3 protein-coding genes, 1 tRNA gene and 6 rRNA genes are annotated in these 13,919 nt (G+C 45.0%); 9 read left to right on the top strand and 1 reads right to left on the bottom strand.

Annotation, left to right across the window (positions count from 1 at the left end):
- Window positions 1-79 precede the first annotated feature (79 nt).
- The 7 genes from C7J89_RS13115 to rrf (C7J89_RS13085) all read left to right on the top strand — a co-directional run bounded on the left by C7J89_RS13115 (window position 80) and on the right by rrf (C7J89_RS13085) (window position 10,554).
- Window positions 80-1,631: ribosomal RNA gene (locus tag C7J89_RS13115) — 16S ribosomal RNA — on the top strand.
- Window positions 1,632-2,032: 401 nt separating this feature from the next.
- A 23S ribosomal RNA gene (locus C7J89_RS13110) occupies window positions 2,033-4,955 on the top strand.
- 73 nt (window positions 4,956-5,028) lie between these two features.
- Window positions 5,029-5,143 (top strand): 5S ribosomal RNA (gene rrf / locus C7J89_RS13105).
- Window positions 5,144-5,385: 242 nt separating this feature from the next.
- Window positions 5,386-6,937 (top strand): 16S ribosomal RNA (locus tag C7J89_RS13100).
- Between the two features lie 111 nt (window positions 6,938-7,048).
- Window positions 7,049-7,125 (top strand) — tRNA-Ile (locus C7J89_RS13095).
- A gap of 318 nt (window positions 7,126-7,443) precedes the next feature.
- Window positions 7,444-10,366 (top strand): 23S ribosomal RNA (locus tag C7J89_RS13090).
- 73 nt (window positions 10,367-10,439) lie between these two features.
- Window positions 10,440-10,554, top strand: a 5S ribosomal RNA gene (gene rrf, locus C7J89_RS13085).
- The 16S, 23S and 5S rRNA genes sit together here with 1 tRNA gene alongside, the layout of an rRNA operon.
- 388 nt (window positions 10,555-10,942) lie before the next feature.
- On the opposite strand, the gene pdxR is transcribed toward rrf (C7J89_RS13085), so the two are convergent.
- Entirely contained in the window at window positions 10,943-12,319 is a 1,377-nt protein-coding gene (gene pdxR, locus C7J89_RS13080) for a MocR-like pyridoxine biosynthesis transcription factor PdxR (RefSeq protein WP_103294587.1), read from the bottom strand.
- Between the two features lie 97 nt (window positions 12,320-12,416).
- On the opposite strand from pdxR, the gene pdxS reads away from it, so the two are divergent.
- Together pdxS and pdxT are read left to right on the top strand one after the other, a co-directional pair.
- The gene (gene pdxS / locus C7J89_RS13075) at window positions 12,417-13,304 is read left to right on the top strand and encodes a pyridoxal 5'-phosphate synthase lyase subunit PdxS (RefSeq protein WP_061855481.1); all 888 of its coding nucleotides are present in this window, start codon (window positions 12,417-12,419) and stop codon (window positions 13,302-13,304) included.
- 1 nt (window position 13,305) lies between these two features.
- The gene (gene pdxT, locus C7J89_RS13070) at window positions 13,306-13,881 is read left to right on the top strand and encodes a pyridoxal 5'-phosphate synthase glutaminase subunit PdxT (protein ID WP_103294586.1); all 576 of its coding nucleotides are present in this window, start codon (window positions 13,306-13,308) and stop codon (window positions 13,879-13,881) included.
- Window positions 13,882-13,919 lie beyond the last annotated feature (38 nt).

The following is a 13,919-nucleotide window of genomic DNA, read 5'->3' as shown; positions in this document are numbered from 1 at the left end:
CAACGATATAATCGTTGGTTTAAACGTGTTAGAGATAACACACAATTAGTATTTATGAGCTAATCAAACATCATAATTTTTTATGGAGAGTTTGATCCTGGCTCAGGATGAACGCTGGCGGCGTGCCTAATACATGCAAGTCGAGCGAACAGATAAGGAGCTTGCTCCTTTGACGTTAGCGGCGGACGGGTGAGTAACACGTGGGTAACCTACCTATAAGACTGGAATAACTTCGGGAAACCGAAGCTAATGCCGGATAACATGTAGAACCGCATGGTTCTACAGTGAAAGATGGCTTTGCTATCACTTATAGATGGACCCGCGCCGTATTAGCTAGTTGGTAAGGTAACGGCTTACCAAGGCAACGATACGTAGCCGACCTGAGAGGGTGATCGGCCACACTGGAACTGAGACACGGTCCAGACTCCTACGGGAGGCAGCAGTAGGGAATCTTCCGCAATGGGCGAAAGCCTGACGGAGCAACGCCGCGTGAGTGATGAAGGTCTTCGGATCGTAAAGCTCTGTTATTAGGGAAGAACAAGTGCGTAAGTAACTGTGCGCACCTTGACGGTACCTAATCAGAAAGCCACGGCTAACTACGTGCCAGCAGCCGCGGTAATACGTAGGTGGCAAGCGTTATCCGGAATTATTGGGCGTAAAGCGCGCGTAGGCGGTTTCTTAAGTCTGATGTGAAAGCCCACGGCTCAACCGTGGAGGGTCATTGGAAACTGGGAGACTTGAGTGCAGAAGAGGAAAGTGGAATTCCATGTGTAGCGGTGAAATGCGCAGAGATATGGAGGAACACCAGTGGCGAAGGCGACTTTCTGGTCTGTAACTGACGCTGATGTGCGAAAGCGTGGGGATCAAACAGGATTAGATACCCTGGTAGTCCACGCCGTAAACGATGAGTGCTAAGTGTTAGGGGGTTTCCGCCCCTTAGTGCTGCAGCTAACGCATTAAGCACTCCGCCTGGGGAGTACGACCGCAAGGTTGAAACTCAAAGGAATTGACGGGGACCCGCACAAGCGGTGGAGCATGTGGTTTAATTCGAAGCAACGCGAAGAACCTTACCAAATCTTGACATCCTTTGACCACTCTGGAGACAGAGCTTTCCCCTTCGGGGGACAAAGTGACAGGTGGTGCATGGTTGTCGTCAGCTCGTGTCGTGAGATGTTGGGTTAAGTCCCGCAACGAGCGCAACCCTTAAGCTTAGTTGCCATCATTAAGTTGGGCACTCTAAGTTGACTGCCGGTGACAAACCGGAGGAAGGTGGGGATGACGTCAAATCATCATGCCCCTTATGATTTGGGCTACACACGTGCTACAATGGACAATACAAAGGGCAGCTAAACCGCGAGGTCATGCAAATCCCATAAAGTTGTTCTCAGTTCGGATTGTAGTCTGCAACTCGACTACATGAAGCTGGAATCGCTAGTAATCGTAGATCAGCATGCTACGGTGAATACGTTCCCGGGTCTTGTACACACCGCCCGTCACACCACGAGAGTTTGTAACACCCGAAGCCGGTGGAGTAACCATTATGGAGCTAGCCGTCGAAGGTGGGACAAATGATTGGGGTGAAGTCGTAACAAGGTAGCCGTATCGGAAGGTGCGGCTGGATCACCTCCTTTCTAAGGATATATTCGGAACATCTTCTACGAAGATGAAACGGAATAACGTAGACATATTGTATTCAGTTTTGAATGCTCATAGAGTATTCAAAGATTGTACATTGAAAACTAGATAAGTAAGTAAAATATAGATTTTACCAAGCAAAACCGAGTGAATTAGAGTTTTTAAAAGCTTGAATTCAAACTAAAATAATCGCTAGTGTTCGAAAGAACACTCACAGATTAATAACATTTTGGGTTTTGAGTTAGACGTTATGTTTGACTTCGATAGATGTTTTCAAAAGAAAACGTTTGTCAGTCAATGCGTTGCGAGGATGATTTAAGGCGTTTACTTCTGTAAACAACTGACAATCAGACGAAGCAACAAAGCAGAATGCGAGCGTTTGACTTGAAAACAAAAAGATTAAGTTATTAAGGGCGCACGGTGGATGCCTTGGCACTAGAAGCCGAAGAAGGACGTTACTAACGACGATATGCTTTGGGGAGCTGTAAGTAAGCTTTGATCCAGAGATTTCCGAATGGGGAAACCCAACACGAGTCATGTCGTGTTATCAACATGTGAATACATAGCATGTTAGAAGGCATACCCGGAGAACTGAAACATCTTAGTACCCGGAGGAAGAGAAAGAAAAATCGATTCCCTGAGTAGCGGCGAGCGAAACGGGAACAGCCCAAACCAACAAGCTTGCTTGTTGGGGTTGTAGGACACTCTATACGGAGTTACAAAAGTTATTGTTAGACGAAGTATCTGGAAAGATACATCAAAGAAGGTAATAATCCTGTAGTCGAAAACGATAACCCTCTTGAGTGGATCCTGAGTACGACGGAGCACGTGAAATTCCGTCGGAATCTGGGAGGACCATCTCCCAAGGCTAAATACTCTCTAGTGACCGATAGTGAACCAGTACCGTGAGGGAAAGGTGAAAAGTACCCCGGAAGGGGAGTGAAAGAGAACTTGAAACCGTGTGCTTACAAGTAGTCAGAGCCCGTTAATGGGTGATGGCGTGCCTTTTGTAGAATGAACCGGCGAGTTACGATTTGATGCAAGGTTAAGCAGGAAATGTGGAGCCGTAGCGAAAGCGAGTCTGAATAGGGCGTTGAGTATTTGGTCGTAGACCCGAAACCAGGTGATCTACCCATGACCAGGTTGAAGTTCAGGTAACACTGAATGGAGGACCGAACCGACTTACGTTGAAAAGTGAGCGGATGAGTTGTGGGTAGCGGAGAAATTCCAATCGAACCTGGAGATAGCTGGTTCTCTCCGAAATAGCTTTAGGGCTAGCCTCAAGTGATGATTATTGGAGGTAGAGCACTGTTTGGACGAGGGGCCCTTCTCGGGTTACCGAATTCAGACAAACTCCGAATGCCAATCAATTTAACTTGGGAGTCAGAACATGGGTGATAAGGTCCGTGTTCGAAAGGGAAACAGCCCAGACCACCAGCTAAGGTCCCAAAATATATGTTAAGTGGAAAAGGATGTGGCGTTGCCCAGACAACTAGGATGTTGGCTTAGAAGCAGCCATCATTTAAAGAGTGCGTAATAGCTCACTAGTCGAGTGACACTGCGCCGAAAATGTACCGGGGCTAAACATATTACCGAAGCTGTGGATTGTCCGTAGGACAATGGTAGGAGAGCGTTCTAAGGGCGTTGAAGCATGATCGCAAGGACATGTGGAGCGCTTAGAAGTGAGAATGCCGGTGTGAGTAGCGAAAGACGGGTGAGAATCCCGTCCACCGATTGACTAAGGTTTCCAGAGGAAGGCTCGTCCGCTCTGGGTTAGTCGGGACCTAAGCTGAGGCCGATAGGCGTAGGCGATGGATAACAGGTTGATATTCCTGTACCACCTAAATTCGTTTTAAGCGATGGGGGGACGCAGTAGGATAGGCGAAGCGTGCTGTTGGAGTGCACGTCCAAGCAGTAAGACTGAGTGTTAGGCAAATCCGGCACTCATAAGGTCAAGCTGTGATGGGGAGAGGAAATTGTTTCCTCGAGTCGTTGATTTCACACTGCCAAGAAAAGCCTCTAGCTAGAATATTAGGTGCCCGTACCGCAAACCGACACAGGTAGTCAAGATGAGAATTCTAAGGTGAGCGAGCGAACTCTCGTTAAGGAACTCGGCAAAATGACCCCGTAACTTCGGGAGAAGGGGTGCTCTCTAGGGTTAACGCCCGGGAGAGCCGCAGTGAATAGGCCCAAGCGACTGTTTATCAAAAACACAGGTCTCTGCTAAACCGTAAGGTGATGTATAGGGGCTGACGCCTGCCCGGTGCTGGAAGGTTAAGAGGAGTGGTTAGCTTCTGCGAAGCTACGAATCGAAGCCCCAGTAAACGGCGGCCGTAACTATAACGGTCCTAAGGTAGCGAAATTCCTTGTCGGGTAAGTTCCGACCCGCACGAAAGGCGTAACGATTTGGGCACTGTCTCAACGAGAGACTCGGTGAAATCATAGTACCTGTGAAGATGCAGGTTACCCGCGACAGGACGGAAAGACCCCGTGGAGCTTTACTGCAGTCTGATATTGAAATTCGGCACAGTTTGTACAGGATAGGTAGGAGCCTTAGAAGCGTGAACGCTAGTTTACGTGGAGGCGTTGGTGGGATACTACCCTCGCTGTGTTGGATTTCTAACCCGCACCATTGATCATGGTGGGAGACAGTGTCAGATGGGCAGTTTGACTGGGGCGGTCGCCTCCTAAAGAGTAACGGAGGCGCTCAAAGGTTCCCTCAGAATGGTTGGAAATCATTCACAGAGTGTAAAGGCATAAGGGAGCTTGACTGCGAGACTTACAAGTCGAGCAGGGTCGAAAGACGGACTTAGTGATCCGGTGGTTCCGCATGGAAGGGCCATCGCTCAACGGATAAAAGCTACCCCGGGGATAACAGGCTTATCTCCCCCAAGAGTTCACATCGACGGGGAGGTTTGGCACCTCGATGTCGGCTCATCGCATCCTGGGGCTGTAGTCGGTCCCAAGGGTTGGGCTGTTCGCCCATTAAAGCGGTACGCGAGCTGGGTTCAGAACGTCGTGAGACAGTTCGGTCCCTATCCGTCGTGGGCGTAGGAAATTTGAGAGGAGCTGTCCTTAGTACGAGAGGACCGGGATGGACATACCTCTGGTGTACCAGTTGTCGTGCCAACGGCATCGCTGGGTAGCTATGTATGGACGGGATAAGTGCTGAAAGCATCTAAGCATGAAGCCCCCCTCAAGATGAGATTTCCCAACTTCGGTTATAAGATCCCTCAAAGATGATGAGGTTAATAGGTTCGAGGTGGAAGCATGGCGACATGTGGAGCTGACGAATACTAATCGATCGAAGACTTAATCAATTTAAATGTTTTGATTGGTAAAATGATATTTACTTACTATCTAGTTTTGAATGTATAACTTTATACATCATTGTCTGGTGACAATGGCAAGGAGGTCACACCTGTTCCCATGCCGAACACAGAAGTTAAGCTCCTTAGCGCCGATGGTAGTCGGACTTACATCCCGCTAGAGTAGGACGTTGCCAGGCAATTCCATTTTTAAGACCGTAAGGTCATTTTTTTATGGAAGTTTCATCAAAAAGAAAAAAAGTTATTGACTTTGAAAGTTATTGTCTGTATAATTAATTCTTGTTGATTAAACAAATGAACATTGAAAACTGAATTGCAATATGTCAACGTTAATTCCAAACGCAACGATATAATCGTTGGTTTAAACGTGTTAGAGATAACACACAATTAGTATTTATGAGCTAATCAAACATCATAATTTTTTATGGAGAGTTTGATCCTGGCTCAGGATGAACGCTGGCGGCGTGCCTAATACATGCAAGTCGAGCGAACAGATAAGGAGCTTGCTCCTTTGACGTTAGCGGCGGACGGGTGAGTAACACGTGGGTAACCTACCTATAAGACTGGAATAACTTCGGGAAACCGAAGCTAATGCCGGATAACATGTAGAACCGCATGGTTCTACAGTGAAAGATGGCTTTGCTATCACTTATAGATGGACCCGCGCCGTATTAGCTAGTTGGTAAGGTAACGGCTTACCAAGGCAACGATACGTAGCCGACCTGAGAGGGTGATCGGCCACACTGGAACTGAGACACGGTCCAGACTCCTACGGGAGGCAGCAGTAGGGAATCTTCCGCAATGGGCGAAAGCCTGACGGAGCAACGCCGCGTGAGTGATGAAGGTCTTCGGATCGTAAAGCTCTGTTATTAGGGAAGAACAAGTGCGTAAGTAACTGTGCGCACCTTGACGGTACCTAATCAGAAAGCCACGGCTAACTACGTGCCAGCAGCCGCGGTAATACGTAGGTGGCAAGCGTTATCCGGAATTATTGGGCGTAAAGCGCGCGTAGGCGGTTTCTTAAGTCTGATGTGAAAGCCCACGGCTCAACCGTGGAGGGTCATTGGAAACTGGGAGACTTGAGTGCAGAAGAGGAAAGTGGAATTCCATGTGTAGCGGTGAAATGCGCAGAGATATGGAGGAACACCAGTGGCGAAGGCGACTTTCTGGTCTGTAACTGACGCTGATGTGCGAAAGCGTGGGGATCAAACAGGATTAGATACCCTGGTAGTCCACGCCGTAAACGATGAGTGCTAAGTGTTAGGGGGTTTCCGCCCCTTAGTGCTGCAGCTAACGCATTAAGCACTCCGCCTGGGGAGTACGACCGCAAGGTTGAAACTCAAAGGAATTGACGGGGACCCGCACAAGCGGTGGAGCATGTGGTTTAATTCGAAGCAACGCGAAGAACCTTACCAAATCTTGACATCCTTTGACCACTCTGGAGACAGAGCTTTCCCCTTCGGGGGACAAAGTGACAGGTGGTGCATGGTTGTCGTCAGCTCGTGTCGTGAGATGTTGGGTTAAGTCCCGCAACGAGCGCAACCCTTAAGCTTAGTTGCCATCATTAAGTTGGGCACTCTAAGTTGACTGCCGGTGACAAACCGGAGGAAGGTGGGGATGACGTCAAATCATCATGCCCCTTATGATTTGGGCTACACACGTGCTACAATGGACAATACAAAGGGCAGCTAAACCGCGAGGTCATGCAAATCCCATAAAGTTGTTCTCAGTTCGGATTGTAGTCTGCAACTCGACTACATGAAGCTGGAATCGCTAGTAATCGTAGATCAGCATGCTACGGTGAATACGTTCCCGGGTCTTGTACACACCGCCCGTCACACCACGAGAGTTTGTAACACCCGAAGCCGGTGGAGTAACCATTATGGAGCTAGCCGTCGAAGGTGGGACAAATGATTGGGGTGAAGTCGTAACAAGGTAGCCGTATCGGAAGGTGCGGCTGGATCACCTCCTTTCTAAGGATATATTCGGAACATCTTCTACGAAGATGAAACGGAATAACGTAGACATATTGTATTCAGTTTTGAATGCTCATTTGAGCATTTTATTATTTAAACTTTAAAAATGGGCCTATAGCTCAGCTGGTTAGAGCGCACGCCTGATAAGCGTGAGGTCGGTGGTTCGAGTCCACTTAGGCCCACCATTTATTTTAAATTGTACATTGAAAACTAGATAAGTAAGTAAAATATAGATTTTACCAAGCAAAACCGAGTGAATTAGAGTTTTTAAAAGCTTGAATTCAAACTAAAATAATCGCTAGTGTTCGAAAGAACACTCACAGATTAATAACATTTTGGGTTTTGAGTTAGACGTTATGTTTGACTTCGATAGATGTTTTCAAAAGAAAACGTTTGTCAGTCAATGCGTTGCGAGGATGATTTAAGGCGTTTACTTCTGTAAACAACTGACAATCAGACGAAGCAACAAAGCAGAATGCGAGCGTTTGACTTGAAAACAAAAAGATTAAGTTATTAAGGGCGCACGGTGGATGCCTTGGCACTAGAAGCCGAAGAAGGACGTTACTAACGACGATATGCTTTGGGGAGCTGTAAGTAAGCTTTGATCCAGAGATTTCCGAATGGGGAAACCCAACACGAGTCATGTCGTGTTATCAACATGTGAATACATAGCATGTTAGAAGGCATACCCGGAGAACTGAAACATCTTAGTACCCGGAGGAAGAGAAAGAAAAATCGATTCCCTGAGTAGCGGCGAGCGAAACGGGAACAGCCCAAACCAACAAGCTTGCTTGTTGGGGTTGTAGGACACTCTATACGGAGTTACAAAAGTTATTGTTAGACGAAGTATCTGGAAAGATACATCAAAGAAGGTAATAATCCTGTAGTCGAAAACGATAACCCTCTTGAGTGGATCCTGAGTACGACGGAGCACGTGAAATTCCGTCGGAATCTGGGAGGACCATCTCCCAAGGCTAAATACTCTCTAGTGACCGATAGTGAACCAGTACCGTGAGGGAAAGGTGAAAAGTACCCCGGAAGGGGAGTGAAAGAGAACTTGAAACCGTGTGCTTACAAGTAGTCAGAGCCCGTTAATGGGTGATGGCGTGCCTTTTGTAGAATGAACCGGCGAGTTACGATTTGATGCAAGGTTAAGCAGGAAATGTGGAGCCGTAGCGAAAGCGAGTCTGAATAGGGCGTTGAGTATTTGGTCGTAGACCCGAAACCAGGTGATCTACCCATGACCAGGTTGAAGTTCAGGTAACACTGAATGGAGGACCGAACCGACTTACGTTGAAAAGTGAGCGGATGAGTTGTGGGTAGCGGAGAAATTCCAATCGAACCTGGAGATAGCTGGTTCTCTCCGAAATAGCTTTAGGGCTAGCCTCAAGTGATGATTATTGGAGGTAGAGCACTGTTTGGACGAGGGGCCCTTCTCGGGTTACCGAATTCAGACAAACTCCGAATGCCAATCAATTTAACTTGGGAGTCAGAACATGGGTGATAAGGTCCGTGTTCGAAAGGGAAACAGCCCAGACCACCAGCTAAGGTCCCAAAATATATGTTAAGTGGAAAAGGATGTGGCGTTGCCCAGACAACTAGGATGTTGGCTTAGAAGCAGCCATCATTTAAAGAGTGCGTAATAGCTCACTAGTCGAGTGACACTGCGCCGAAAATGTACCGGGGCTAAACATATTACCGAAGCTGTGGATTGTCCGTAGGACAATGGTAGGAGAGCGTTCTAAGGGCGTTGAAGCATGATCGCAAGGACATGTGGAGCGCTTAGAAGTGAGAATGCCGGTGTGAGTAGCGAAAGACGGGTGAGAATCCCGTCCACCGATTGACTAAGGTTTCCAGAGGAAGGCTCGTCCGCTCTGGGTTAGTCGGGACCTAAGCTGAGGCCGATAGGCGTAGGCGATGGATAACAGGTTGATATTCCTGTACCACCTAAATTCGTTTTAAGCGATGGGGGGACGCAGTAGGATAGGCGAAGCGTGCTGTTGGAGTGCACGTCCAAGCAGTAAGACTGAGTGTTAGGCAAATCCGGCACTCATAAGGTCAAGCTGTGATGGGGAGAGGAAATTGTTTCCTCGAGTCGTTGATTTCACACTGCCAAGAAAAGCCTCTAGCTAGAATATTAGGTGCCCGTACCGCAAACCGACACAGGTAGTCAAGATGAGAATTCTAAGGTGAGCGAGCGAACTCTCGTTAAGGAACTCGGCAAAATGACCCCGTAACTTCGGGAGAAGGGGTGCTCTCTAGGGTTAACGCCCGGGAGAGCCGCAGTGAATAGGCCCAAGCGACTGTTTATCAAAAACACAGGTCTCTGCTAAACCGTAAGGTGATGTATAGGGGCTGACGCCTGCCCGGTGCTGGAAGGTTAAGAGGAGTGGTTAGCTTCTGCGAAGCTACGAATCGAAGCCCCAGTAAACGGCGGCCGTAACTATAACGGTCCTAAGGTAGCGAAATTCCTTGTCGGGTAAGTTCCGACCCGCACGAAAGGCGTAACGATTTGGGCACTGTCTCAACGAGAGACTCGGTGAAATCATAGTACCTGTGAAGATGCAGGTTACCCGCGACAGGACGGAAAGACCCCGTGGAGCTTTACTGCAGTCTGATATTGAAATTCGGCACAGTTTGTACAGGATAGGTAGGAGCCTTAGAAGCGTGAACGCTAGTTTACGTGGAGGCGTTGGTGGGATACTACCCTCGCTGTGTTGGATTTCTAACCCGCACCATTGATCATGGTGGGAGACAGTGTCAGATGGGCAGTTTGACTGGGGCGGTCGCCTCCTAAAGAGTAACGGAGGCGCTCAAAGGTTCCCTCAGAATGGTTGGAAATCATTCACAGAGTGTAAAGGCATAAGGGAGCTTGACTGCGAGACTTACAAGTCGAGCAGGGTCGAAAGACGGACTTAGTGATCCGGTGGTTCCGCATGGAAGGGCCATCGCTCAACGGATAAAAGCTACCCCGGGGATAACAGGCTTATCTCCCCCAAGAGTTCACATCGACGGGGAGGTTTGGCACCTCGATGTCGGCTCATCGCATCCTGGGGCTGTAGTCGGTCCCAAGGGTTGGGCTGTTCGCCCATTAAAGCGGTACGCGAGCTGGGTTCAGAACGTCGTGAGACAGTTCGGTCCCTATCCGTCGTGGGCGTAGGAAATTTGAGAGGAGCTGTCCTTAGTACGAGAGGACCGGGATGGACATACCTCTGGTGTACCAGTTGTCGTGCCAACGGCATCGCTGGGTAGCTATGTATGGACGGGATAAGTGCTGAAAGCATCTAAGCATGAAGCCCCCCTCAAGATGAGATTTCCCAACTTCGGTTATAAGATCCCTCAAAGATGATGAGGTTAATAGGTTCGAGGTGGAAGCATGGCGACATGTGGAGCTGACGAATACTAATCGATCGAAGACTTAATCAATTTAAATGTTTTGATTGGTAAAATGATATTTACTTACTATCTAGTTTTGAATGTATAACTTTATACATTATTGTCTGGTGACAATGGCAAGGAGGTCACACCTGTTCCCATGCCGAACACAGAAGTTAAGCTCCTTAGCGCCGATGGTAGTCGGACTTACGTCCCGCTAGAGTAGGACGTTGCCAGGCAATTAATTGGATGCGATGAGCCGAGACCTGAGGGTCTCTTTTTTTTATGCCTAAAAGGAGCTTAACTTCTTAAACTAATATAAAAAACACTTCAAGACCGCAAGGTCTGTTTATATAAATAGAAAATAAAAACATTAAACCCTTTGGCGTAGAGAAAGCGTTTGAAGATGACGAACTCAGTGCATCGCGCCACGCGCTTACGAGCAGGTAAGCAAGTAAGCGAAGCGCGCAAGTGAGGAAAGATGCGAGCGCTTGCCTCAAGCCAAAAAAGCTTCTTAGCGCCGATGGTAGCAGACTTACATCCCGCAATTTCAGGAACACAAAGAATCACAGTTGCTGATGCAACTGCATAAGTATCACTAACTTGATTATATCAAGAAGTGATACTTTACTTTGTTAGTGATTTAATTAATATATCGGTATGTGCTTGAAGTTCCGATTGTGGTATACCACCGAAACCAATGATAAATTTTGGTGCAATTTCCTCATTATTATATTTGGCAAGTGGGACAATTTTTAAGGAATTTTCTTCAGCTTGTGCTAGACATTCTTCTAACGTAAGACCATTAGTTACTGTTAATGTAAAGTGCATACCAGTTAATGTGCCTTCTATTTGTAATTGGTCATTGTATGGTTTTAAACGTTCTAATATATAACTTAACTTATTATTGTAGACTGTTCTCATTTTATTTAAATGTCTTTCGAAACTACCGGATTGCATAAAATTGGCTACGAGTTTTTGCATATGAACAGGGACGGTATTACCTTCTTTGTGTGTTAATTGATGATAATGTTCTAGCAATTTTTTAGGTAAGACGACGTAGGCAACACGACAACTTGGATATAGTGACTTTGAAAAAGTACTAATATAAATGACTTTGTCTTTTGTATCTAAACTTTGTAAAGCGGGTAAGGGTTTGCCAGAGTATCTAAATTCAGAATCGTAATCATCTTCAATAATATAGCGAGTGTCATCTAACTGAGCCCAATTTATAAGTTGGGTTCTTTTTTTTAGGTTCATGACGTAACCAGTTGGAAACTGATGAGAAGGTGTCACATAGGCAATATTATTATTACTATCTTTAAAGGTATCAATGTCGATGCCTGTTTGTGTTACAGGTACTTGGATATAATTTATTTGCTTTTTATCGAGTACTTGTTTAATTGGTGGGTAACTTGGATGTTCAATTATGAATGAAGCTTTTTCTAAAATATCAGTGACTAAATTAATTAATTGTTCGGTTGAACTGCCAATAATAATTTGATCTGGATGACTACTCACACCTCTACTATTAAAAAGATAATGAGCGATTTGTTGTCTTAATTCCCATAATCCTTCTAAACTTCGATGCTGTAATAAGTCGATTTCATTATCTTCAAAAACATCACGTGCATATTTTCTAAATTGTTGCATCGGAAAATATTCAGGGTCAATTTCTGACATATTGAAGGCATATTTATAATTAGTATCAGTTGTGTTTGTACTATCATTATTATTAATTTCATAAGATTGTTGTGGTTGATTTTTATAAATAACCGGTAAAGATTCTATATCTGAGACGAAATAGCCAGAACGTGGTTTAGAGTAAATAAAGCCTTCATCCAATAATAATTGATAAGCGTGTTCTATAGTTGTATTACTGACCGACAAGTGTTCACCCAGTGCTCTTTTAGAAGGGAATTTATCATTAGAAGCATACTGGCCTTCAATGATTTGTTGCTTTAGTGACTCATATAAATTAATATATAGTGTTTGTTTACTCATAAACTGACCCCTTAATTTTATTTTAAATTGTACCTTTTTAAATACCAGTTTATCTTTTAAAATGAATTTAATCAACTAAGTAAAGGGGTAAATGTAAATGTCTAAAATTACCGGATCAGAAAGAGTCAAAAGAGGAATGGCTGAAATGCAAAAAGGCGGCGTTATCATGGACGTTGTTAATGCAGAACAAGCAAAAATCGCTGAGGATGCAGGTGCCGTTGCAGTAATGGCATTAGAACGTGTTCCATCTGATATAAGAGCAGCTGGCGGCGTAGCAAGAATGGCTAATCCTAAAATCGTTGAAGAAGTAATGAATGCAGTTTCTATACCTGTAATGGCAAAAGCACGTATCGGTCATATTACAGAAGCACGTGTATTAGAATCAATGGGGGTAGATTATATAGATGAATCAGAAGTTTTAACTCCAGCTGATGAAGAATATCACTTATTAAAAGATCAATTCACAGTACCATTCGTATGTGGTTGTAGAAATTTAGGAGAAGCAGCACGTCGTATTGGTGAAGGTTCTGCAATGTTAAGAACAAAAGGGGAACCAGGAACAGGTAATATCGTTGAAGCTGTTAGACATATTCGCCAAGTTAATTCAGAAGTAAGTCGTTTAACTGTAATGAATGATGATGAAATTATGACTGAAGCTAAAAATATTGGTGCACCATATGAAGTGTTAAAATCAATTAAAGATAATGGTCGTTTACCAGTAGTTAACTTTGCTGCAGGTGGCGTAGCAACACCAGCAGATGCTGCATTAATGATGGAATTAGGTGCAGATGGTGTGTTTGTTGGTTCAGGTATCTTTAAATCAGAAGACCCTGAAAAATTCGCTAAAGCAATTGTACAAGCTACAACACATTACCAAGATTATGAATTAATCGGTCGTTTATCTAAAGAATTAGGTACTGCTATGAAAGGCTTAGATGTTAACCAACTTTCTTTAGAAGAACGTATGCAAGAGCGTGGTTGGTAATATGAAGATAGGTGTATTAGCGCTTCAAGGTGCAGTCAGAGAACATATTCGTCACATTGAATTAAGCGGACATGAAGGCGTAGCTATTAAACGTGTTGAGCAACTTGAAGATATTGATGGACTAATATTACCGGGTGGTGAATCAACTACATTACGTCGTTTGATGAACTTATATGGTTTTAAAGATGCGTTACAACAATCAAGTTTACCGATGTTTGGTACATGCGCAGGTTTAATTGTCTTGGCAAAAGATATCGTTGGAGAAGAAGGCTATTTGAATAAATTAGATATTACCGTACAACGTAATTCTTTTGGAAGACAAGTAGACAGTTTTGAATCCGAGTTAGACATTAAAGGTATAGCAGAAGATATTGAAGGTGTATTTATAAGAGCACCACATATTGAAAGTGTTCGCGATAATGTCGATGTATTAAGTACAGTAGGCGACAAAATTGTAGCTGTTCAAGAAGGTAAATATTTAGGAGTATCTTTCCATCCAGAATTAACAGATGACTATAGAGTAACGAACTATTTTATTGAAAATATTGTACGTCCAGCAATAACTGAAAAAGTTTAATAACGAAAAAAAAGAGTGGTCATAGTGGAATTAATCCA

Origin of the sequence: Staphylococcus kloosii, assembly GCF_003019255.1 — a bacterium.
Taxonomy (GTDB): Bacteria; Bacillota; Bacilli; order Staphylococcales; family Staphylococcaceae; genus Staphylococcus; species Staphylococcus kloosii.
The sequence above is the reverse complement of the archived record's forward strand: the minus strand, read 5'-3'. Positions and strand labels throughout refer to the sequence as shown.

Coding starts and splice junctions, on each gene's coding strand:
- pdxR (WP_103294587.1), bottom strand. CDS start 12,319: ATGAGTAAACAAACACTATATATTAATTTATATGAGTCACTAAAGCAA.
- pdxS (WP_061855481.1), top strand. CDS start 12,417: ATGTCTAAAATTACCGGATCAGAAAGAGTCAAAAGAGGAATGGCTGAA.
- pdxT (WP_103294586.1), top strand. CDS start 13,306: ATGAAGATAGGTGTATTAGCGCTTCAAGGTGCAGTCAGAGAACATATT.